The organism is Afipia broomeae ATCC 49717, from assembly GCF_000314675.2.
In the GTDB taxonomy this organism is placed as follows: domain Bacteria; phylum Pseudomonadota; class Alphaproteobacteria; order Rhizobiales; family Xanthobacteraceae; genus Afipia; species Afipia broomeae.
In genome coordinates this window covers 1,385,747-1,409,055 of the sequence record NZ_KB375283.1, presented here as the reverse complement: position 1 = coordinate 1,409,055, position 23,309 = coordinate 1,385,747, and the positions used below count along the sequence as shown (strand labels likewise).

Sequence of the window (23,309 nt, the reverse complement as noted above, 5' to 3'; positions counted from 1 at the left end):
GGCGTGACGGCTGATATGGCCGGACGGCAGGCTACAGAAATAACAAGGACAATGTGTGGGGGAAAGAGCCAATCTCACAAGGAGAATGGCGCGCCGTACTGGATAAAAGTGCGAACGCATATGTGATTGAATCTGCGATTAATTTATTTTGGGGCATCGTGATCCTCTCATCTTTCAGCGTTCGCCGGCTGCCGCCAATAGCCCCACCCAAACGGGTGCGCCGAACCGAACGCGGAGCTGATATCGGACCAAGTACAAGGTATCCGGTATTTTGCTTCTCCCGGGTCTATGAGGAAATGACTAGCTCTTTCCAAATCTGGGCCGCGTACGCAGTGGCTCTCTCCTAGTCCTGAAGTCCGCGGCATGTGTGATTGGGTACCGCTGGAATACATCGCAGAAAATCCCATTCTGCAGCGATGCAAATATCGAGTGCAAAATCGATTAAAAAATAGAGAGCTCCGCGAACTAGACGGCTCGACCGATGAGGGCACCAATGGTCGCAGTTGAGGCCATGGCGACTGCTCCCCAAAACACGACCCGAAGAGTGGGTTTCCATATGCTGGCGCCGCCAGCGCGAGCGCCGATCGCTCCGAGAACGCCAAGTCCGATGAGGCAGGCAATGGAGACGGTCCAGGTGGCGGTCCAGGCCGGCGACAGGAGAGCGACGGCCAGCGGCAAAGTCGCGCCAGATGCGAAGGTGACCGCCGAAGTGAAAGCCGCTTGAACTGGCTTCGCCATCACATGACTGGTCAGTCCGAGTTCATCCCGCGCATGGGCCCCGAAGGCGTCCTTTGCCATCATCTGCTCGGCGACCTGTCGCGCCAGTTCGGGCGTTACACCACGCTGCTCGTAGATCGCGGCGAGTTCGGCCAGCTCCGCTTCAGGTTGCGTGGCAAGTTCGCGGCGCTCACGCGCCATGTCGGCTTCTTCCGTATCGGCCTGGGAACTGACCGACACATATTCGCCTGCAGCCATCGACATTGCTCCGGCGACGAGCCCCGCTACGCCAGCAACCAGAATTTCGTGGGAAGCGGCGGTCGCGGCGGCAACACCGACGATCAGACTCGATGTTGAAATCAGCCCGTCATTGGCGCCTAGCACCGCTGCGCGAAGCCAACCTATTCGTTCGATCAGATGGTTCTCTTTATGAAGGGCTCGCATGGAACATGGTCCTGAATTACATTTCTAAGGCTTTGTAACGCGGCGCTGAGCACATAGGAAAAGGCGCCTTGCCTTCGAGATCGATCTGGAAACTTGGCCGGTCAGGCTGATCAATGATGCTATCTTCCGATGAAACGCCTACCGTTCCATCGCCACATACGCTGTAGTCCAAAGCCGCATTCAACTTCAATCGCCGGAGTGTTGTCCAGGCCTCTCAACGTGACTTCATTTGCCCTGACACTCATCACCAGATGATATCGTCCGTGGTGCGACATGTAGACCTGATGGAGGCATTTTCCGCTGCTACAAAACGTAAGGCGGTCGCCACATCTGAGTTCATGAAGATGAAGAGCGATGAGACGAACGTTCCCAACGTCAATGAAGCGGCTGAAGCCACGCGTTGTTGTCAATTCATCGCCACATACCTTCCTGTATTTTTGAAGGCCTGCCCGCACTTCCGCCGGCAGGTTTTGCACGTAGAAAGGACTGGGTTGATTGTCATGGACAGGAGAACTTGCGAGCGAGAGGGCCGGCGAGACAAAGAAAAGTGACGTCATAGCGGCTAAGATTGCCACGTCACGGAGCCGATTCGATCTTTTCATGCTGAAACCTCCACTTCCAACGGCTGTTTCTCTCGTTCGACGACGGCTGCGGAGCGGCGCTCCATCCATCGGTAGATCGCCGGCAACAGCAGCAGCGTCAGAACGGTGGACGACAGGACGCCGCCGATGACGACAGTGGCGAGCGGTCGTTGCACCTCCGCTCCCGCGCCCTGTGAAATCGCCATCGGTACGAAGCCGATTCCCGCGACCATGGCGGTCGACAATACCGGACGGAGCCGATCCGTGGCGGCTTGCCGGACTGCCTCGATAACAGGCAGCTTCCGCCGCAACGCATTGATATGATCGATCAGAACGAGACCATTCAGCATCGCGATGCCGGAGACCGCGATAAAGCCGATCGCGGCGGTGATCGAGAATGGCATGTCACGTAGCCAGAGTGCCAGCACGCCACCGGTGATCGCAAACGGAATACCGGTATAGACGACGGCGGCATGACGGACGCTCCCCAACGCCGAATAAACGAGCAAGAAGATCATCAGCAGCGCCGCCGGCACGACGATCATCAGACGGGCTCGGGCCGCTTCTAGCTGACGGAACTGGCCTCCGAACTCGATGCGATAGGATTCAGGCAGCGCAAGCTTGCCGTCGAGGCGTGCACGCGCTGCGGTCACATAACCTTCGATGTCGCTGGTGTTGAGATTGACCATCAAGGCGGCGCGGCGCTTACCATTGTCGTGCAGGATCGGTTCGACCGTTCTCATCTCGCGCAGACTTGCAACGCGGTCCAGCGGCACAAGGCCGGACGCGCCGACGCGCAATGGAAGGGAGAGGATCGATTTTGTGTCCGCGCGTAAGGACTCGGGCATACGAACGACGATCGCGTGTCGATGCTCTCCGTCCGCGATGAAGCCGACCTCGTCCCCACCGATCGCTGACGCAATGGCACGGTTGACCTCGGCGGTTCCCAGCCCCAACCGCACCATCGCGTCGTGATTGATCTCGACCACCACACTGTGGGTGCGGCTGGCCGCTTCGAATGCGGCATTGGCGGTGCCGGGCACGCCTTGCAATTCCTCTCGCGCCTGCGCGGCGAGCCGCTCAAGCACGTCGTAGTCGTCTCCGAATATCTTGACCGACAGATCCGCCCGCGTGCCCTCCAACATTTCGTTGAAGCGCATCTCGATAGGCTGCGCGAAAAGGAATGACTGCTCCGGCGCCAGCGCAGTGGCAGCCTTTTCGATCGCCGCAACCAGCTCGCTCTTGTTGCGCGGCATGTCCGGACCTTGCGGCCATTGGTCGAGCGGCTTGTAGAAGATGTAGAGGTCGTTCTCATTCGGCGGCATCGGGTCGGTCGCAACCGCGCTGGTGCCGATGCGGGAGAAGGTTCGGGTCACTTGCGGAAAGCGACGCAAAATTTCACGCTCGGTTTGCTGCTCGATCTCAAGGCTACGGTCGAGCGACATCCCCACGGGCTTGTAGACCATCGCCGTGATGGAGCCCTCATCGAGGCGTGGCGTAAACTGCGAGCCAAGGGTCAGGAATATCCTCAATGCCACGGCCAACAGGACTGCCGATGGAACGAGAAGGGCAGCGGGATGACGGAGGGCGAAGTCCAGGACGGGACGGTAGCCCCGGATCACGAGGCCGGCGAAGCCACCGTTATGCGTGATGTGGTTGTCGGCGGTTATCTCCGGGAGAGAATCTTCCTTTTCACTGACGCTCGGCTGACGCACCTTCTCGCCTCGTAGCAGCCGGGCGCACAGCGCCGGCACTAGCGTAAAGGTAACGATCAGCGCCGCTGCCAGCGCCAGCATCACGGCTTGCGCCATCGGCTGAAACAGCTTCCCCTCGACGCCGCCCAGGCTGAGTACCGGCACATAAACCAGCGCGATGATGGCCATGCCGAAGAACACGGGCCGCGCCACGCCCCCCGCAGCGTTGATGACGATGCGACGGCGTTCATCGGCCGTCAGCTCGCGCCCCTTGAGGCGCTGTGCCTCGCCCATCAGACGCAATGTGTTTTCCACGACGACGATCGCGCCATCTACGACCAGGCCGAAGTCGAGCGCGCCGAGGCTCATCAGATTGCCCGATATACCGAGCGCATGCATGCCCGAGATCATCATGAGAAAGGCCAGCGGGATGACCGACGCGACGATAAATGCCGCGCGCCAGTTGCCGACCACGATCAGCAATACGACGGCGACCAGCAACGCTCCCTCGCCAAGGTTGCGCTCGACCGTCGCGATGGTGCGATCCACCAATTCTGAACGATCGTACTGAACCTGAAGGATCATGCCTTTGGGCAGCGCGGCGCGCAGGTTCGGCAATTGCGCATCGACGCGCCGGGCAACGTCCCGGCTGTTCTGCCCGACCAGCATCATCACTGTGCCGAGCACGGTTTCCTTGCCGTTGGTGGTCGCGGCGCCATCGCGTGGAGCATGGCCGATGGTCACGGTCGCCAGATCCGCTACAGTCAGCGGCCGCACGCCACCTGCGAATTTCACGGGTAATGCGCGGATCATCTCCGCCGTCGTGACACGCGCTTCGGTTCGGACGGTGAAGCGTTGGCCGTTCTTGGTGATGGTCCCGCCGCCGGCATTGGCGACGTTGGCGCCAACAGCCTGGGCAAGCTCGCTCGGCGTGATGCCCGCTGTCGTGAGCTTCTTCAGATCAGGCTCGATGACAAACTGACGTTCGAGGCCGCCGTTGGAATTGACGTCGGCGACCCCCTCGATCGCGCGCAGCATCGGGCGCACGATATATTCCTGAGCCTCGAACAACTCCATCAGTTGTTGCCGCTCGTCCAAATCGGACGGCGGTTGCGCCCATTCGAGTGTGTAGTACCAGATTTCGCCAAGCCCGGTGGTGATCGGAGCGAGGCGCGGCGATGATCCGGCTGGCAGCATGTCGCGCACTGCGGAAAGCCGCTCGTTGACGAATTGGCGTGCGCGAAGCTGGTCCGTGCCGTCCTGATAGATGAGCGTGACCTGTGACAGTCCGGTCTTGGTGAGCGATCGCATTTCCCGCAGGCCCGGCTGACCACCCATGCTGCGCTCGATGGGCAGCGTCACAAGACGCTCGATTTCCTCTGGCGCCAGGGCAGGAACAGTCGTGTTGATCTGCACCTGCACGCCTGTGATGTCGGGAATGACATCGATTTGCAGATTCACGAAAGACCAGATTCCAAGACCAGCGATCAGCAAAGCGATGATCATCACCGTGGCTGGTCGACCGGTTGTCCATTCCAGAATCCGCCGCGTCATCGGGACACGCCGTCGAAGCTGCGGCCGCCATTGAGCGCCCGAAGTTGAAGCATCGCTTCCATAGCCTCACGTCGCGTGTCGAGCAGAGCCGACAGCGCGTCCAGATACTGGCGCTGCATCTCGACGTAAGTTGCGATCGGGATCGCTCCCTGGCGATAACTATCGGCGGCGGCGGTAGCTGCGGCCGCAAATTTCTCGGTGGCCCCGGCTGGCCAGCCCGCAAGGGCTCGACGCTTCGCCTCGTAGTAGGCTGCCTGTTCGTAAACCTGCCTCGCGATCCGTCGGTTGGCGGCGAGCAGGGCCGCATCGCCCTGGGATTGACGGCTCAACTCCTGTGCGAGGCCAGCAGCCTGGCTATTCCAAAGCGGCAACGTCGTCGTCAGCCGTATGCCGAAATTGGTCTCGCGGCTGTCTGACTTCGCGCGATTGAAGTAGGGACCGACTGAGACGTTCGGCACACGCGCTGCTTGTGCGAGGTCAACGCGCAACCCTTGCTGCTGCAATTGCGCGCGCAGCGACTGAATCTCGAAATTGTTGATGCCAGCTTGTTGCGCCATGCGCTCGACCGACGGAAGGCCGGGCAGCGTGATATCGGGCGGAGCAATGCGGAGCCGCGCTTTGAGCGGCGCGCCGCGAAGTTGATTCAGTTCGTAGACGATCGTGCTGGTCTCGGAATCAGCCATCGCGGCATTTCGCTCCGCCGTGATGGCACCCGCATCCAGAATGGCCGTGTCCAGCGTGGTGGCGATGCCCGCCGGATCCCGCTGCTCCACAACGCGTGCAAGCTCGCGCATCCGCGCGGCAACGTCGCGTGCCGCGGCGGCTTTCCGCTCGGCCGCGAACAAGGCATATCCCAAAGAGCGTGCCCGGCTTGCGAGCGTTGCGTCGAATTGCGCAAGACCGAGCCGCGCCAGCGCGATCTGATGCTCGGCGATGGCGCGACGGAGCGCCCCGCGTCCGGCAAAGTCGAGCGGCTGCATAATCGACAAGCCATATGTCGGCCCGGCGCCTTTCGGTGCACCTGTCAGGCCGTCGGCCATCCGGCGTTCGCCTAACTCGAATGCAGCTTCAGGGTCCGGCAGGCGATCAGCCGCGTCGCGCTCAACACCTGCAAGCCCGATCTGCTGGAAATAAAAGCGTCGTTCGGGGTTACTTGCCACGACGGAATTGGCAAGTGCATCAATCGACAGCACGGCGGCCTGCTGAGCGAAGGCTGGGGTCACCAAGATAATTGTTGATATGCGAACGATTATCAGGAGCAATTTTAACATTGGCACGAGTCTCAACACTGACTTCTAGACGCCTGATTGCCACGCTAGTCTGAACACAAGCTGTCAGCGTAAATGCAGGTTGATCCAGTATCGGACTGCAGCAATCAGGAGACATGACCATTCGCATTCTTCTTGTCGAAGACGATCAGGACATTGGCGCCCGCCTGAAGGAAGGGTTGGCCAGCTTTGGCTTTGTCGTTGAGCATGTGGAAGATGGTGAGCACGCCCTTTCCTTCGCGCTGCAAGAAGAATTCGACGCGATCGTTCTCGATCTCGGTTTACCCGGCCTGTCAGGCATCGAGGTCTTACGGAGGTTGCGACGTACCGGGGCCGCCACACCGGTCCTGATCCTGACGGCGCGCAGCAGCTGGACTGAGAAGGTGGAAGGTCTCAATGCAGGGGCTGATGACTATGTGGCGAAGCCGTTTCACGTCGACGAAGTCGCAGCTCGCCTGCGCGCGCTGATGCGGCGCGTCGCGGGCCAAGCCACCTCCGAATTGCGCCACGGAGATATCGTGCTTGACCCCGTTGCCGGCACCGCCAATGTTGCGGGCCAGCCGATCGAATTGACGGCACAGGAATTTCGCCTGCTCCACCTCTTCCTGCATCGCGTCGGCCGCGTCGTGACGCAAGCCGAGTTGCTCGACCATCTCTACGGCCTGAATGAGGAACGCAGCTCGAATACGATCGAGGTCTATGTCGGTCGGCTGCGACGCAAAATCGGCCGCGATACCATCAGGACCCTGCGCGGTCTGGGCTACAGGTTCGGCTGATGGTCAGAAGTCTGCGCGCCCGGCTGCTGGTTGGCGTTATTCTCACGACCGTGACAGGTATCGCTGTCGCTGGCGTTTCGATTTCCGCGCTGTTCCGGGCGCACGTCACGGAGCTTGTCAATGCCGAGCTGATCGGTCATCTCGACGAGCTCGAAGGTCTGTTGGCCCGCACGGCCGACGGACATGTCGCTCTGGCACAAAGGCTCAGTGATCCGCGCTTCGCGCAGCCCGGGACTGGCTATTACTGGCAGGTGAGCGATCGCAACGGCATCGTCCTACAATCAGCCTCCCTCGAACCGCAACGGCGTTTTCCGCCACCCGCGCGGGGGGCGGATCGGCAGCTTACTCGCTCAGTCGAAGCTGGCCCGGCTGGTGAGCCGATGATCGCATATGAGCGACCGTGGCAGACCGCTGAAAACGGTTACGTGCTTCAAATTGGCGCCGACCAGCGGATCGTCGATGATGTACTGAGACATTTTAATCAGGCGCTGGCCCTGTCACTCGGCACACTGGCAATAGCCCTAATTGGGGCCGGCACGTTGCAGGCCTGGTTTGGTCTGCGTCCCATGCGCCGTCTGCGCGACGCGCTGGGCGACATTCGCGCGGGCAAAGCAGAAACCCTGCCTGGTGACTTCCCGTCCGAAGTTCGGCCGCTGGTCGATGATCTCAACGCTCTGATCGACGCCAATACCCAGATGGTTCGCCGCGCCCGCACGCAGGCGGGCAATCTCGCGCATGGCCTGAAGACACCATTGGCCGTGCTGACGGACGAAGCGCGCCGGCTGCTCGCGAGAGGTGATACCGAGGGCGCCGCGGTCCTGACTCAGCAAACAGGGCGGATGCAGCGCCAGATTGATTTCCAGCTTGCCCGAGCCCGTGCCGCAGCCAACGCCGGCCTGCCTGGCGTCATCACGCAGGTCGAACCTGCCTTCGCATCAATAGCCGCGGCGATGCGGCGGCTCTATGCTCATCGTGAGCTGACGATCGTCCATACAGCCGAGACGGAATTGCTTGCCGCCGTCGATCCCAACGACCTTGACGAGATGGTCGCCAACCTGGTCGATAATGCCTGCAAGTGGGCTCGTGGTGTTGTCTCGATCAAGGCTACGCGCGATACCCCGACGGGGCAGCTCCTTATTACGATCGTTGATGACGGGCCAGGCATCCCGGCTGATGCACTAAACCGCGCGTTCGCCCCAGGCGAGCGGCTCGACGAGGCCAAACCGGGAAGCGGGCTCGGACTCGCAATCGTCCGCGATCTCGCCACACTGCACGGCGGCTCTGTCGAACTATCCAATGGCAGAAATGGAGGCCTTCACGCGGAGTTGCGGCTCCCATCAGCCTGACAAGTTCAACGGCGTCTAGGTTGGGCGAGTTTCATCGTGGCCGCGTCGTCCGCGCACCATTCGACCTGAGCGATTCGGCGCGCTCGAAATCAGCATCCGCGCCGCTCTGATCTCCAGCGTTCGCTTTCATCGTTCCGCGTTCGAACAAGAAGGTCGGATTCTTCGGATCAGCCTTGATGACCAGATCATAATCCGCGATGGCACGATCAAAGAGTCCTTTACGCCCGAGTGCCTTCCCGCGATTATAATAGGCACCGAGGTAGTCAGTCCTCAGTTGTACGGCGCGATCGAAATCAGAAATCGCGCGATCAAGCTCTCCCTTGCTCATTAAAGCAACGCCTCGGTTGTTGAGCGCGACATAGTAGTCGGGGGACAAACGAAGTGCTCGATCGTAATCCTCCATGGCACGGTCGATATCTCCACTCGACCGCAGCGCGACACCGCGATTGTTATAAGCCGCCGCCAACTGGGTGATCATCCGCTCGCCTGCCTGGATAACCGCTGTGCATCCCCGGATCGAGCGATCGGGTACGATTTCGGCCGCATGCACGCACGAGTCCCAATCCTCGTCGCTCAAAGCTGATGTGGGCGACGAGTTAATTGCAAAGTACGCAATAAATATCGTTGTGCTCAATAACGTAAGAGCACAACGCTTCCAGCGGGTGGTTCGCGCTAGGATCGATGCAGTTCGTGTTCTCGTATACAGCGGCGTAATGCAAATGAGCAAAGAGTAGCCTCAAGTACGTGCATTATATTATTCCCAGTTTGTTCTCTAACAATCCTGTCTGAATTTTCCCTGACAATCGACGTTTGAGACATCCGATCTGGTCGCTTCCCGAACGAGAGTACACCCGTCGAGTGCTATAGAGATTACCAAGCGAGCGCCGTGCGTGCCATCCGACAGGGACAGATCCAAGACTCCCGGACTAAGCCTCAGTCTGGTAGCATGAAGACATCAGCGGTGTTTGATGTACTAGCAGCGGCAATCGACGGGACGGGATGGATCCGGACTCGGTCACGGGAGGGCAACGAGGAGCCGCTATCCGGAAGAAATCGTCCTGCAAGAATTGAACATCGCGCTCTGCGGCGCTGCCAACTTGAATGACCTCTGAAATATCTGGAGGTCAATACGGCGAATTGCTCTGCAACGGCGCTCCGCAAATATGCAAGATATCAACCTAATATTAAGTTGGCGCGCCATTCAGAATAAAACTACGAACTCTTATGTTATTGAAATTCTGATATAATTTCCTACACCTGCTTAGCAATAAGGCTGGTCCACGAACGAACCTCTGACGTAAAACGATGATGCGTTTTCGCGTGTGCCCATACCAGCACTTTGGCGCCAACGGACTTACCGATCTTTGAACGACGTTGTCGCCGCAATAATTCAAACCACGATGGGCGTCGTGTTATCGCGGTTGACTGGCTTGCGTCATCCTAAAGCGGTAGGTCTGCAAAGTCTCCCTTTCAATTCAATTTTGCAGCGATGGCGGGACCTTGTTCGGTTTGATCAATCATGCGCAATCCCAAATCTATCGCGTCGCGAAGATTGGCTGCGGCCGCCTTGGTGCACCTCAACCGTCCGGTGGTCAGGAATTTTACTTCAACCTTTCCTCCCGGTGCCGGGGTCAAAACGCGGGCGGCAACTTCGATCTGCAAGCAGCCGCCCATCGTGCCGTGGACGGGCACAATGTCAAAATATATAAACGGCGCGGTGTCCAAATCCTCGTAGCTGAAAGGGTCAGCAGACGGCTTGGTATGTTTAGGGCCAGCCATCGAATGTCTCCTGCCATTGTTACTATTGCACCCGGCTTACATCACGTTCGTGCAATGGCCAAATTCCCTGTTCAGGACACTCGCGCTGGGTGCGTCAGTTCTGATCTTGGCGCAACCCCTAATTCCGATTAACGTTGCATTGATTCGGCAACGCAGAGGTTCAGTTGGTCGGAGAAACCACTCTCATCAGTCTCTCGCGATTGATGGCGCTGCAGCGCCGGCTCGATGTTGCCGCGAACAACGTGGCGAACAGCCAAACGACGGGTTATCGTGCCAAGCAGCTTGCCTTTCAAGAGTATCTCAAGCCCGACAAGCCCCCCGAAATAGGTGAAAAGCCCGAACGCCCGTTGTCGCTGGTCGATGCGGCGCTGCCTTTTACATCCTCTGCGTCCGGCGCCTTCCGGTCTACCGGCAATCCGCTAGACTTGGCAATCAACGGAAATGCGTATTTTGCAATCCAGACGAGCCAGGGGGAGCGATACACCCGCGACGGCTCCTTTAGTTTGGATGCCAAGGGCCGTCTGGTGACATTGGAAGGTCTGCCCGTTCTTGGCGATAAGGGCGTTATAACCGTTCCTCCCCGAGCGGGTGAGATCACAATCGACCCCTCCGGCCGTGTTTCAATGCAACAAGTAGAACTCGGAAAACTGAAGCTTGTCAGCTTTGACCCCGGCGCAAGGCTAGAGGCAGCAGGAGGCAATTTGCTTCGGTCCGCTCAACCGCCAAAAGCGAATGCGGGCTCGGCGACGGTACTGCAAGCCATGCTGGAACAATCAAATGTTCAGCCGACGATCGAGATGAGCCGCTTGGCCGAGCTCAACCGGTCCTATGAAGTCGCGAGCAAGCTGCTGAAAGACTCGCAGGATATCAATGAAATAAGCAAACTCGCTAACGTGCCCGAATAGCTCCACTGCTTGTCGAGATCTGCAAGCTTTTGCCGTTCCACTTCAACTGGCGCTTGCAAATGCTGTCTCCTTGGCTGCAATCGATTTCGACAAGCAGACTGCCAGCAAAGAACGCCGTATCGATTTCGCGAACTTTTCCCCGCCAGATTTCGCGCTGAATCTTGCCGTCAGCGCCCGAGAAGAGCACGCGGTGAAGGCATCCTTCAGGCGCGCAAAGCTGACCGTTGCCGCATTCAACATGTTCGAAGTGGATCGTTATGACCTGTCGCCCATCAGAGATCGGCAAATATGTTGCAAAGCCGTTTTTGACCCTGATCGCATCTGCCCCGCACCCCGCTTGTACTTGATGAAGCGCCAGACGGACAACCCCGGGAAGACGATGCATTTGCGCAGCCGAAAGTTTCGACCAGCCGCCTTGAGCGGCGCCGGAGGCTCTGCCCTGAGCGTCCGCGGCGGCAAGACAAAACGCCAGCGCGAGGGCTAGTTTCAGCATCGGAAGCTCTCCTCCCAATTCATCAATCTTACCGATCAGCCTCCTCGAAAAACGACTCCCAGCCGCTTTTCCTTCATCCATGCGATTTCGCATTCGCGCCGAAACTGATCGACCGCAATATCCAGTACGAAGTGCCGGGGAATTCCAAGCGGGCTCTCCACTTCAAGTAGAGCCCCGTACACTGTTTGATTTCGGACGGTGCAATCGATAACGGCACCGCCGAACGTGATCTTTCCGGCCTTGAATACCCTCTTCCGCGGGATCGACCTCTTATCGACCATGGCAGCCACCTCAAGAGTGGATCAATCGACTTTCTTCTCGGCAGCTTCGCCTTGCTTAACGATGTCTCCTTTCGTGAATAAAATCCCTTGGAGCTCGGTTCGCCAATCCTTGTTGCGACGAAGAAGAAATTCGAGATTCATGCCAAAATGCTTGAATTCTTCCTTTTGCGCGTTCGCCATGATGGCCTTGGCTTCCTTGTCCTTTTCGAGCGACATCCGTTGTTCATACCAGCCGATTGCCTCCGCCTCCTCGATCAGCGACGTGATCATTCGCGCAAAGGTACGCGTTTCCTGCGAAAGCTCTTCTGGCGGTTCGTGATATTGATCGAAGCCCATTTTGATCTCCTCGCATTAAGATGACACTGAGTTCGAGACGCCAGTTGTATTTCAGGGGGGACAGTCAATGTTACAAGCCAGTCGTGCGGATGATCGATTCAATTATACACGTATTGCCTTCGCAGGCTAACCTTTGGGCTCCTCGACAAATTAGGAAGAAACGAAGAGTTTCCGCCGCCGCCGACCATAATCGCCCCTCCGCCCGCGATAGGTGCGTTAGACGCGATGGCAGGACCCGCACCCAGCCTATGCACAACTAGAAGAACCATCAGAATTCGCGTCCATGTTTTTCCTGATCAATTTTCGTCGGTCTCCAGCGTCGCGCGTCGAGACGGCCGAACACGGGCAAAAACTCAAACTCTAGAATAAGGATCACCATCGCAGTCACCAGCCCGGCTATGAGAAGTTCGCCAACCCCTGCGAGCATCCCGACAGCCGCCGTCGCCCAGATGGCGGCCGCAGTGGTCAAGCCACGGACGTTGCCGCCATCTTTGAGGATCATGCCTCCGCCCAGAAATCCTACGCCGGTCACAACGCCCGCCATCACCTTTTCGGCGGTCGCCGGGAAGTTCTCGACGCCGACCGCGGTGAACGCAGCCGCTCCCAGGCTGACGAGCATGAAGGTACGGTCGCCTGCTTCCGAACCGCGAAATTCACGCTCCCATCCAATGGGGAAAGCCAGCGCGACGGCAACGCCGATTCGGACGAGAAGCGCCAGATCGAACCTTGTCGTTCCGCCCGCTTCGCCTGGAGCTGCGAATGCAGCATCCATTATTAACCCAAAAATGACGGCGGCGAATAAGAGTGCGAAGACCGAAATAAGAAGTCTCTTGGGCAGCGAAAACACGCATGATCGATGAAGCATCGGATGGTTTCTCTGAGTGCGAGTCTTTGTTGAGTTATAGTTTCCTGGCTACTTTAGGTTCAAGAGATCCGGTTGCCGGAAGGCGAAGTAGACGGAGCGCGTTCATTGTCACCAAAACCGTCGCGCCCGTGTCTGCAAGGATAGCGGGCCATAAGCCGGTGAGCCCGACGACCGTGGTGATGAGAAAGACCGCCTTCAGTCCGAGTGCGACGAAAATGTTCTGCCGGATGTTGACCATCGTCCGCTTCGACAGGTCGACCATGGCTGCGACATCCGCGACTCGCCCGTGCAGCACGGCGGCGTCGGCGGTTTCCAGCGCGACATCCGTACCGCCGCCCATCGCGATGCCGACATCGGCGGCCGCCAGCGCTGGCGCATCATTTATACCGTCGCCGATCTTGGCGACCGACCACCCCGCTTTTTGAAAGTTGCCGACCATGCGCTGCTTGTCCTCCGGCAACAACTCCGCTTCAACTTCTATTCCCAGCTGCTTGCCGATCGCATCCGCCGTGCGGCGATTGTCACCCGTCAGCATGACGGTCCGGATGCCGGCATCCGTCAAAAGCTTGAGCCCGCTTTTCGCGTCAGGGCGGGGTTCGTCACGCATCGCGATTGCACCCGCGATCTGCCCGTCGACCGCAACCAGCGAAACCGTTTTGCCTTCGTCGTTCAGCGCTGCGATCTTGTTGTCTTGCTCGTTTGTCAGTGTACAGATCTCCGCGACAGCTTTTGGCGATCCCAAGAATACTTCCGCGCCTTCGACACTGGCCCGAATTCCCTTCCCGCCGATCGCATTCGAGCCGGAGGTCGCCGGCAACCAGACATTCTGCTCTGCCGCCTTGGCCAAGATCGCAGTAGCGAGCGGATGACTTGAACCGGACTCGAGCGCTGCGGCGAAACGCAGGACATCGGCCTCACTGCGTGCGAAGCCGATAATGTCCGTCACCTGGGGCTTGCCGGCGGTGAGCGTGCCGGTCTTGTCGAAACATGCCACGGTGACCTTGCCGATTTGTTCAAGGACCGCGCCGCCCTTCAGCAGAAGTCCCCGACGCGCGCCGGCAGACAGGCTGGCAGCGATCGCCGCAGGCACAGAGATAACCAAGGCGCAAGGACAGCCAATCAGAAGAATAGCCAGAGCCTTGTAGATCCAGCCGTTCCAGGCTCCGCCGAATAGCAGCGGCGGGACGATGGCCACCAGAGCCGCGACCGCTACCACGCCGGGCGTGTAGTAGCGCGAGAAGCGGTCGATGAAACGCTCGGTCGGCGCCTTAGACTCCTGCGCCTCCTCGACCAGGCGCACCACGCGCGCGATCGTATTGTCCGCTGCAGCGGCGGTGACGCGTACGCGTAACAATCCGTCGCCGTTGACGGTACCGGCAAACAACATTGCATCCGTCCCCTTGCGGATGGGTGTGCTTTCGCCTGTGACCGGCGCTTCGTCGATGGCGCTCTCTCCGGATACGATGACGCCGTCGGCCGGGATGCGGTCGCCGGGACGCACCTGGATCATGGCGCCGACCGATAGCGTGTCGGCTTCCACCTCGCGGACCTGACCGTCATCATCCTCGAGCCGGGCGGTCTTTGGAACAAGCTTTGTCAAGTCCTGGATGCTGGCTCGCGCCCGGCTGGCAGCGACGCCCTCGAGCATTTCGCCGATCAGGAACAGGAAAACGACCGTTGCCGCCTCCTCTGTCGCGCCGATGAAGACCGCGCCGACCGCGGCAATCGTCATCAGCATCTCGATCGAGAACGGCGTTCCTGCAATCGCTGCGGAAATTGCGCGTTTGCCGATCGGGACCAGGCCGACCATCATCGCCAGAAGGAATGCCCATTGTTCGGTGGCCGGAATGGCTTTTCCCAATGCGAAGGCGACTGCGAGCGCGGTTCCGGACGCGATCGTCAAATCCGCCTTGCTGGTCTGCCACCAGCTCTTGTTCGTGGGGCTGTGATCGTGGACGTGGAAACGGCCGGTGTCTTCCTCGGGAGCGGACACTTCATGACCAGCGTGTTTGGCTCCGACCTCTTCCGACCCGGTAACGGCATATCCAACAGCCGCGATCTGGCTGCTCATCGTCCTGGTATCCGCCAGATCATGCCTGACAGTGACCGCGCCCCCAGCGACGGATACGTTCACCTCAGTAACACCGGGTATCCGCCGTAGGGCGTTTTCGATCTTGATCGCGCACCCGGCGCAATCCATCCCCTCAACCCGCAACCGGGTGGTAACTGAAGTCGCGGACGCCATCGGGTTGGCTCCATGAGAGTCAGACATCATACAGCCCTCAATCTGTCGGCCGTCGATGCCGGTCGCAGGTTGTTGATCCACGATCGGTAGTAGGCGACGGCTGTCATCAAGGCGATGCCAGATAGGCTGACGAACAACTGAAAGGCGATTGAGGTGGAAACCAATTCGATGAGGAAGCACCCAACGAACGACAGGAATATTCCGACGCAAAATACTTCGAGGGAGCGCTCGCCACAGATTATCGCGGGACGCAGGACGGCAAACTTCAACGCCGTCGCGCTGCGCGGCACCAATCTCGCGACGATCAGCGCGAGTGCGAGGAAATGCAGGATCCGATACGGTGCCAGGTTCGTCTTGTCGTTCGGGAGAAACAGATCCACGACCAGTGCCGGCATCGCGGATGAGAAGCCGAGGCGCGCAGCGAGCGTGACGGCAAGACCGAGCAGCAGGAAGAGCACGGCCGACCACAGGACCAGGCGGGATGCGGTCAACCGCCTCACCAGGCCCGTTCCGTCGAGCGAAATCCAGGCGCCAATCACGAACAGAAACTGCCAGGCAAAGGGATTGAAATACCACTCGCCATCGGGATAGCTCGCGAGATTCCAGTCAAAGGTCCGGGCCGCAGCATAGATTGCGAAGGAGACTGCGAGCGCCAGACCGGGCGTCCGCACCAATAGCCAGAGGAACGGCGGGAACGTGACCATCAGCGCGATGTAGAGAGGCAGGACGTCCAGATTGAGCGGCTTGAACTCCAGCAGCAGCCCGTGCTTCAGGAATTCGATCGGATCGGCGATCAAGCGCCGAATGTTAAATTCGTCGAGCAGATAGGCGTGACCGTAATTCTGGGCCACGTAGCCGATCGCGGCGACATAAACGACGAACAGCAGGATAAGCGCGAGGTATAGCTGCCAGGCCCGAGCCAGAATGCCGACCGCGGCCACGACAAAGCCGCCCGCGGCCATCGTCCGCGAATAGACGAGCGCGACCGTGTAGCCGGAGATGAAAACGAACAGGTCGGCCGCGTCGCTGAACCCGTAGTTCTTCATCGTGATCCAGGCGACCACGTTATTGGGAATGTGATCGAGAAAGATCGCCCAATTTGCCAGCCCGCGGAAAAGGTCCAACCTCAAGTCACGACCCAAGCCGCTTTTGGCTACCGCTGTGTTCATGTCATCCGTACCCGAGCGTTGCGACCGCAATGCTCCCATCCGAAGGTTCAATGCGGAAGCGCATCCGAACAGCTTGTGAGTTGTCGCTCATGATCGACTCCTTGACCGCACCGGCGAAGCTTGACGCATTGATTTAATTTCACGTCTTACCCTCCTGACGGAGCCGCTTATACAGCGCTGCTACGGCGTCCGAGAAATCCAGCGAGACGTTCCGCGCGCAGTAATCTTCCAAATAATGCAGTTGTTTGATCAGATCGAAGGACACCGGAGCGAGGTCGAGACCCTCATCAACACCCGGCGGCCGGCTCGATATGATTCCGCTCATGAACCCTTGCGCCCACGCCAGATAGTCTCGTCGAACCGCAGGATTGGCTTTGACGTCATCGGAGAACCGCTGGCACGTCGTGGCGCCCAGACCGACGATTTTTGCCGTTTGTGCCTGCGCCCGGAGGGGTCGAGATGCGCCGGCCGCGAAAACGTCAGCCAAAAACAGCGAAACGATCAGGAGCACGCGCGCGGCGCTACTAACACGCGCCGGCACGGTCACATGGCGGTTCACCTTGCGACATTCTTTTAAGCTTCGCTCGTCTTGCTCCAACGATCGTCCTACTTTTTGAACTTGGCCTGACCGGATTGTCCGTCTGCCGTCTTGATGGTGAGGGTGATCGTGGCGCCTGCTGTCACGGGGCTCTTCGCGTCGCCCTGAAGGGAGTTGTCGCCTTGGGGGGCGAGAGTGACCGTTTCACGCGTACTGCCGCTCGCAATCATGACCGCTGCGGTAAAGTTTTTGGTTGCAACGGGTTTTGTCGTCTTGGGATCGAAGACGTTGATTGTGATTTTGTTGCCGGATGTCATGAGTTCGGCATCAATGCCAGCAACATCCTCCATTGGGCCGCCGTTGGGGCCTTTTTCGCCGCCATGCGCGTGCTGAGCATAGGAGGGTGCGGACCACATAAAGACAACACAAACGATAGCGATCAGGTATTTCATGACACTGCTCCTTCTGTAGCCGGTGATTTGGGTTCTGTAGCCTGTGATTTGGATTCGCCATTTTCCAGATCTTCCCGCCTGAACAAGACGTAGAGAGCCGGTAGTACCAACAAGGTCAGTATGGTCGACGAGATGATTCCGCCGATGACGACCGTCGCCAACGGCCGCTGCACCTCTGCCCCGGCGCCGGTCGCAATTGCCATGGGCACGAAACCGAGAGATGCGACGAGCGCAGTCATCAGCACCGGCCGCAGCCGCGTCAACGATCCTTCCCGGACCGCATCGATCACGTTCTTGCCCTCGCTCCGGAGCCGCTCGATAAAAGTAATAATGACGAGGCCGTTGAGCACCGCCACGCCGGACAGGGCGATAAAACCGATCCCGGCGCTGATCGACAGCGGAATGCCTCGAAGCAGCAGGGCGATAATTCCGCCAGTCAAAGCCAGCGGTACGCCACTGAACACCAGTAGCGCGTCCGGCATTGAACCAAGGCTCATGAACAAAAGCAGGAAAATCAACAGAAGCGCGACCGGCACGACGATCGTCAGCCTCTGCGTCGCGGACACCAGTTGCTCGAACTGGCCGCCCCAGCCGATCCAATAACCGGCCGGAAGTTTGACCTTGGCTTCGACCTGCTCTTGGGCGTCCGCGACGAAAGAGCCGAGGTCTCGTCCACGGACATTCGCGGTCACGACAATTCGCCGTTTGCCGTTTTCGCGGCTGATCTGATTGGGTCCGGGCGCGACGTCGATTTGGGCCAGTTCCGAAAGCGGCACATAGCGAATCTGAGAAAGAGGCGAGTTGCTCCAGAGCGCTGTCACCGGCTTGGCCTGGCTCTCCAGCGGCGGAAGCGGCACCGGAAGCGCCTTGAGCGCCGAGATGTCGGAACGCAAATGTTCCGGAAGCCGGACGACGATGTTAAAACGGCGATCTCCTTCGAACACCATGCCGGAATTCTTACCGCCGACGGCGATCTCGACCAGGTTCTGCACGTCGCCGACGCTGATGCCGTAGCGAGACAGCGCCTGACGGTTGAGCTTGACCGTAAGCACAGGCAACCCCGACGCCTGTTCGGTTTTGACGTCGGCGGCGCCCTGTACACCCTGCAGGACTGCCTGCACCTTGGCCGCGGACTGGACGAGCACGTCGAGGTCGTCGCCAAAGATCTTGACGCCGACGTCGCTGCGGACGCCGGAAATCAGCTCGTTGAAGCGTTGCTGGATCGGCTGCGAGATCTCATAGACGTTGCCCGGGATCTCTTCGGCGGCCTCCTGGATCTCGGAAACAACCGAAGCTTTTGGCTTCTCCGGATCGGGCCATTCCTTCCTCGGTTTCAACATCACGTATCCGTCGGACGTCGAGGGCGGCATCAGGTCGGTTGCAACTTCCGCGGTTCCGGTGCGGGCAAACACTTCCCGGACCTCCGGTATCTTCAATAATCGCCTTTCGAGCATGGCCTGCATCTCCAGCGACTGCGTCAGGCTGGTGCCGGGAATACGGATCGCCTGCAGTGCAACATCACCTTCGTCGAGGCTCGGAATGAACTCCCCGCCCATGCGGGAAGCCGCGATGCCGCACACGGCCATCAGCAGGACCGCGATTCCCGCAACGCCCCATCTGTTGCGGATCGAAGCGGCGAGCAGTGGCGTGTAAACATAGCGCGCACCGCGCATGAACCAGTTCTCATGCTCGGAGACTTTGCCGGTCACCAGCAAGGCCACGGCAGCCGGCACGAACGTCAGCGACAGGATGCTCGCGCCGGTTAGCGCCATCAGCACTGTCAACGCCATCGGCGTGAACATCTTTCCTTCGACGCCGGTGAGCGTCAGGATCGGCAGATACACGACGCCGATGATCAACGTCCCGAACAGGCTCGGACCAATCACTTCTTTTGACGCCGTCAAGATGGTTTCGAACCGTTCCTGCCGATCGAGGACACGGCCCTGCCTGGTTTGCTCCTCGGCCAATAAGCGCAGGCAATTCTCAACGATGATCACCGCGCCGTCGATGATGATGCCGAAGTCGATGGCGCCAAGGCTCATCAGGTTTGCGCTGACCTTGTTTTCCACCATGCCGGTAATGGTAAACAGCATGGACAGCGGGATGACGAAGGCGGTGGCGATCGCCGCCTTGAAGTTTCCAAGGATCAGGAACAGGATCACGATGACGAGAAGAGCGCCTTCGACGAGGTTCTTTTCCACGGTCGCAACCGTCGCCTCGACCAGCTTGGTCCGGTCATAGACGGCTCGTGCGATCACGCCTTCCGGCAGGGACCGCCCGATCTCCTTCAGCTTTGCCGCCACGCGTTGAGCTACTGTCCGGCTATTGTCGCCGATCAGCAGCATGGCGGTGCCTAACACCACCTCCTTGCCGTCCACCGTTGCCGCACCCGTTCGCAGGTCCTTGCCTTCCTTGACATCGGCCACGTCCATCACCCGCACAGGTACGCCGTGGCGGGAGCCGATCACGATCTGCTTTATTTCCTCGACATTTGCGACCTGGCCGGGCGTGCGAACGAGATACTGCTCGCCGTTGCGTTCGATATACCCCGCTCCAACGTTGGCATTGTTCGCGGCCAGCGCCGTCATGACCTCGCGAAAACTGAGCTTGTAGGCCATCAGTTGCGCCGGATCCGGCAGCACATGGAATTGCCGTTCGAAGCCGCCAATGGTGTTGACCTCGATGACGCCGGGAACATTCCGTAGTTGTGGCTTGATGATCCAATCCTGGATCGTCCGCAGGTCGCTTGGCGTGTATTCGTCACCGCCGGTTTTGCGTGCTTCCGGTTTTGCCTCGACGGTGAACAGATAGATTTCACCGAGGCCGGTAGAGATTGGTCCCATCGCAGTTTCGATGCTGGGCGGAAGCTGGTCCTTGACCTGCTGAATCCGCTCGTTGACCAATTGCCGGGCGAAATAGATGTCGGTCCCGTCTTTGAAGATGATGGTGACCTGGCTCAAGCCGTAGCGGGATTGGGAGCGGGTGCTGTCCAGATGAGGCAAACCTCCCATCGCGGTCTCGATCGGAAACGTGATCCGCTGCTCGACTTCCAGCGGCGAATAGCCGGGCGCGCGACTGTTGATCTGGATCTGAACGTTGGTGATGTCAGGCACGGCGTCGATCGGCAGACGCGTGAAATTCCACGCTCCGAAAGCGGCCATGACAAAAACGCCGATCATCACCAGCCAACGCTGCCGGATGGAGAAAGAAAGAATCCCGTTAATCATGAGGTTGCTCCGGGCGCTTGCCAATTTCCCTGACGCGCGAGAACGAATGGACCGGCGTCGTGTAGACGACGCCGTCACCTTTCCTGCCGGTCCATGCGGCCGAGGCGATCCGCCTGCAAATGTCCTCAGCGAGGTCGGAGCGGCAAACCAATCTCAGCTCCAAATATTGATGGTAAGTGAGGTCCGCGTCAGTCGAGATGTAACTGCCGCCCTGTCCGCGCCCTCTTCCTTGTCCCCTCACTTCGTCGAAGGTGAAACCGGGGAAATCAGCAAGGTCGTGCAGCGCACGAACGACATGACCCTCCATGTGCGGCCGGATCAGCGCGGTGATCAACGTCTTGCTGCCCTCAATGCTCATCGCCGCCCGCTCCCTTTGTCATCTCCGCCTTCACGATGAAGCTGTTTTGCGCCGCGTAGAGATCGCCATCGAAGACGCCGAACAGAATTTCGACGAGCTGCGGATCGCGGTCGCCCACCTCGACATCGCGTGCCTCGAACTTCTCGCCTTTGCGCACGAAGACAACGGTTCGATTTTCCACGGTCTGAAGCGCAGACGACTTGACCGCGACCGGAACCGTCTTGGCCGACAACGTGAGGCGCCCCGTGATGAACAGTCCAGGCCGCAGCCGCTGGCTGGGATTTGTGACAATTGCCCTTGCAATGGCGCTTTGGGTGTCACTGCTCCCAACGGGGGAAAGATAGGAAATCTTGGCCTCGATTGGGGGTCCACCGTCGGCCGGATCGATGAGTACCTGATCGCCCATGCTGACCCGCTTCAGGTCGCGGCGGTAGACCGAGAAGTCCACCCAAACATTCGACAAATCCGCTACCACGAATGCCGATTTCTGTTCGGAGACGAACTCACCCAGCGAGATCTGACGATCGATGACCGTGCCCGCAAGCGATGCCTTCAACTCGTATTGCGTCAAGCTCTGATTGCTTTCGATGACGGCCAGCACATCGCCCTTCTGGACGACGTCGCCGATCCGCTTGCGGACGTCCCGGACGATACCAGGAAAGCGCGGTGTGACCTGAACCAGCGACTCCTGGTTCGGCTGCACGATACCGTTAAGCAACAGGCTGTCCCGCAACACACCGGTTGAGGCCTTTACCAGCTCAATTCCAGCGGCCTCAATCTTGGCGTCGCTTAAAGCGACGCTGTCTGCATGTTCTTCCTTCTCGGCTTTTTCGGTAGGAGCCGTCTTGGGTACGGCCGGTTTCAGCATTCGATAGCCGCCATAGACCAGCCCCGCTGCGACCAACACGAAAAAAAAGTATCTCAGAAGTCGTTTCATCTTGACGTCTCGCGCGTGAGCGTAAACGGGTTGCCGACAAGACCTTCGATCGTCGCGATGGCAATGTGAAAGTTCTGCAGGGCCTCCTGTTCTCGAAGCAGCGCCTGCAAGACCGAGCCTTTGACATCGAGCAGCTCAAGCAGCGTAAACCGTCCCTGCAGATAGCCGCTCTGGATCGTCTCGGAAGCACTACGTGCATTCGGAATGATTGACGTCCGCAGCAGCTTGAGCTCGGCCAAGGCGCCGGTAAGGGTATCGTAGGCACGGCCGACGATACTGGTGAGGACGAGCTTGTTGATCGCGCGCTCGGCATCAGTCTTTGCAAGCGTTTCCTGAGCAGCGATGATGTTGCCCGCGTTCTGATCGAAAATCGGTATCGGAATCGACACGCCGAGCCGTACGGCATTGTCATTGGTGTCTTGATAGTGCCGCCAGCCCGCCGAAATGCGCGGATCGGGGATTGCTTTCAGACGCGCGATCAGGAGTTCTGCGTTGCGTTGGGCCGCAACCGCCGTCCAACGCAACAATTGCGGGTTGGCTTCAATCGCCTGCAACACGTCCCGGAACGGCGGCGGTTGTCCAATGTTGGTTAGCCGCCCCAACGCTTTGCCGAAATGAGGGCTGCTGTCGCCCATCAGGATTGCGAGGTCGCGACGCGCTAAAGCGAGTTGTGTCTTGGCGCGCTCCCGCTCGACCCGGAATAAATCGGCCGCGACCCGCGCACGCAGTGTTTCAGCCGGTGAAGAAGCACCTTCCTGAACGCGCTTTTCCAACAGGGGAATGAGGGTGCCAAAGCTTTCGATCTGCTCGTCGAAGATCTCGATCCGCCGCTGCGCACTGATGATCGTGATGAACGCGATCGCGGCTTCCGACAAAACCTCCAGCCGCGTTGCGCGTCGCTGCCACACTGCCGTGCCGATGCCGGCCTCACCGGCAGCGATGCGCGCTTCCCGTTTGCCACCCAATTCGACGAGCTGGCTGAGCTGCAGATTGGTCTCGGCTGATCGTAGGCCTTTGTAAGGTCCCGATCCCAGCGCGTTGTCGAGCTCGAACGAAACGTCCGGATTGGGCAGTACGCCGGCCTGGATGCGCAGCCCGCCGGCAATACCGATGTCACGCTCCGCCGCCGTCAGCCTCGGGTTCGCTGCCAAGGCCCGCTGCAGTGCTTGCGGCAGCGAAATGGCGGGCGACGCGCGTTCGGCGGCCTGTACGGGAATTGTGAATAAAAGCATTGCACCCGCCAGGCGCAAAGCCACTCGAACCAACCACATAAGATCAACCTGAATAGCGAAACAGATGACGACGCGACTTTAGTCGCGCGTTCGGCTAGTTGCTCAGGTGAGA

General features: G+C 59.3%; 19 protein-coding genes. 3 read left to right on the top strand and 16 right to left on the bottom strand.

All coding sequences use genetic code 11. The features are described from left to right. Nucleotides 1-465: 465 nt before the first annotated feature. The 3 genes from HMPREF9695_RS19215 to HMPREF9695_RS19200 all read right to left on the bottom strand — a co-directional run bounded on the left by HMPREF9695_RS19215 (nt 466) and on the right by HMPREF9695_RS19200 (nt 6,213). Nucleotides 466-1,161, bottom strand: a complete 696-nt coding sequence (locus HMPREF9695_RS19215) for a VIT1/CCC1 transporter family protein (protein ID WP_006022566.1) — start codon at nt 1,159-1,161, stop codon at nt 466-468. Between the two features lie 598 nt (nt 1,162-1,759). Beyond that, nucleotides 1,760-4,990: an efflux RND transporter permease subunit gene (locus HMPREF9695_RS19205; RefSeq protein WP_006022564.1), complete on the bottom strand. Its 3,231-nt coding sequence runs from the start codon at nt 4,988-4,990 to the stop codon at nt 1,760-1,762. Then, on the bottom strand, nt 4,987-6,213 hold the full coding sequence (locus HMPREF9695_RS19200; protein WP_223806706.1) for a TolC family protein: 1,227 nt from the start codon (nt 6,211-6,213) through the stop codon (nt 4,987-4,989). Before HMPREF9695_RS19200 ends, HMPREF9695_RS19205 begins: the two co-directional genes overlap by 4 nt. Before the next feature lie 167 nt (nt 6,214-6,380). Between HMPREF9695_RS19200 and HMPREF9695_RS19195 the strand changes: the two genes are divergently transcribed. Further along, nucleotides 6,381-7,034, top strand: coding sequence for a response regulator transcription factor (locus HMPREF9695_RS19195; protein ID WP_024343199.1), 654 nt, complete (start codon nt 6,381-6,383; stop codon nt 7,032-7,034). Nucleotides 7,035-7,084: 50 nt separating this feature from the next. Further along, nucleotides 7,085-8,380 (top strand): sensor histidine kinase, encoded by a 1,296-nt coding sequence (locus HMPREF9695_RS19190; RefSeq protein WP_157223979.1) that lies wholly within the window; start codon nt 7,085-7,087, stop codon nt 8,378-8,380. Between the two features lie 31 nt (nt 8,381-8,411). Here HMPREF9695_RS19190 and HMPREF9695_RS19185 read toward each other — a convergent pair whose 3' ends face one another. Then, the gene (locus HMPREF9695_RS19185; RefSeq protein ID WP_209612057.1) at nt 8,412-8,858 is read right to left on the bottom strand and encodes a tetratricopeptide repeat protein; all 447 of its coding nucleotides are present in this window, start codon (nt 8,856-8,858) and stop codon (nt 8,412-8,414) included. 992 nt (nt 8,859-9,850) lie between these two features. Then, complete coding sequence (locus HMPREF9695_RS19180; protein WP_006022559.1) at nt 9,851-10,159, bottom strand: hypothetical protein; 309 nt, start codon at nt 10,157-10,159, stop codon at nt 9,851-9,853. A 164-nt stretch (nt 10,160-10,323) separates the two neighbouring features. Here HMPREF9695_RS19180 and flgF point away from each other — a divergent pair, with 164 nt between their 5' ends. Beyond that, nucleotides 10,324-11,064, top strand: a complete 741-nt coding sequence (gene flgF / locus HMPREF9695_RS19175) for a flagellar basal-body rod protein FlgF (RefSeq protein WP_006022558.1) — start codon at nt 10,324-10,326, stop codon at nt 11,062-11,064. Here flgF and HMPREF9695_RS26455 read toward each other — a convergent pair. From HMPREF9695_RS26455 to ihpA, 11 genes are all read right to left on the bottom strand, one after another. Next, nucleotides 11,048-11,638, bottom strand: coding sequence for a hypothetical protein (locus HMPREF9695_RS26455; RefSeq protein WP_160166475.1), 591 nt, complete (start codon nt 11,636-11,638; stop codon nt 11,048-11,050). The two genes, flgF and HMPREF9695_RS26455, sit on opposite strands and share 17 nt — an antisense overlap. A gap of 221 nt (nt 11,639-11,859) precedes the next feature. After that, complete coding sequence (locus HMPREF9695_RS19160; RefSeq protein WP_006022555.1) at nt 11,860-12,174, bottom strand: ferritin family protein; 315 nt, start codon at nt 12,172-12,174, stop codon at nt 11,860-11,862. Nucleotides 12,175-12,442: 268 nt separating this feature from the next. Further along, on the bottom strand, nt 12,443-13,021 hold the full coding sequence (locus tag HMPREF9695_RS19155; protein ID WP_244424236.1) for an MgtC/SapB family protein: 579 nt from the start codon (nt 13,019-13,021) through the stop codon (nt 12,443-12,445). Nucleotides 13,022-13,073: 52 nt separating this feature from the next. Next, nucleotides 13,074-15,284, bottom strand: a complete 2,211-nt coding sequence (locus HMPREF9695_RS19150) for a heavy metal translocating P-type ATPase (RefSeq protein ID WP_006022553.1) — start codon at nt 15,282-15,284, stop codon at nt 13,074-13,076. Nucleotides 15,285-15,310: 26 nt separating this feature from the next. Continuing rightward, nucleotides 15,311-16,408: an OpgC family protein gene (locus tag HMPREF9695_RS19145; RefSeq protein WP_012047062.1), complete on the bottom strand. Its 1,098-nt coding sequence runs from the start codon at nt 16,406-16,408 to the stop codon at nt 15,311-15,313. A 184-nt stretch (nt 16,409-16,592) separates the two neighbouring features. Next, nucleotides 16,593-16,946: a hypothetical protein gene (locus HMPREF9695_RS19140; protein ID WP_244424500.1), complete on the bottom strand. Its 354-nt coding sequence runs from the start codon at nt 16,944-16,946 to the stop codon at nt 16,593-16,595. 113 nt (nt 16,947-17,059) lie between these two features. Beyond that, entirely contained in the window at nt 17,060-17,443 is a 384-nt protein-coding gene (locus tag HMPREF9695_RS19135; protein ID WP_006022550.1) for a hypothetical protein, read from the bottom strand. Continuing rightward, nucleotides 17,440-20,670, bottom strand: a complete 3,231-nt coding sequence (locus HMPREF9695_RS19130) for an efflux RND transporter permease subunit (protein ID WP_006022549.1) — start codon at nt 20,668-20,670, stop codon at nt 17,440-17,442. Before HMPREF9695_RS19130 ends, HMPREF9695_RS19135 begins: the two co-directional genes overlap by 4 nt. Further along, nucleotides 20,663-21,028, bottom strand: coding sequence for a P-II family nitrogen regulator (locus tag HMPREF9695_RS19125; RefSeq protein WP_006022548.1), 366 nt, complete (start codon nt 21,026-21,028; stop codon nt 20,663-20,665). Before HMPREF9695_RS19125 ends, HMPREF9695_RS19130 begins: the two co-directional genes overlap by 8 nt. Continuing rightward, a complete protein-coding gene (ihpB, locus tag HMPREF9695_RS19120) occupies nt 21,018-21,965 on the bottom strand; it encodes a divalent metal ion exporter adaptor subunit IhpB (RefSeq protein ID WP_006022547.1) in 948 nt (315 codons plus the stop codon). Before ihpB ends, HMPREF9695_RS19125 begins: the two co-directional genes overlap by 11 nt. Next, nucleotides 21,962-23,236, bottom strand: coding sequence for a divalent metal ion exporter subunit IhpA (ihpA, locus tag HMPREF9695_RS19115; RefSeq protein WP_006022546.1), 1,275 nt, complete (start codon nt 23,234-23,236; stop codon nt 21,962-21,964). The genes ihpB and ihpA overlap by 4 nt, the downstream gene beginning before the upstream one ends. Between the last annotated feature and the right edge of the window lie 73 nt (nt 23,237-23,309).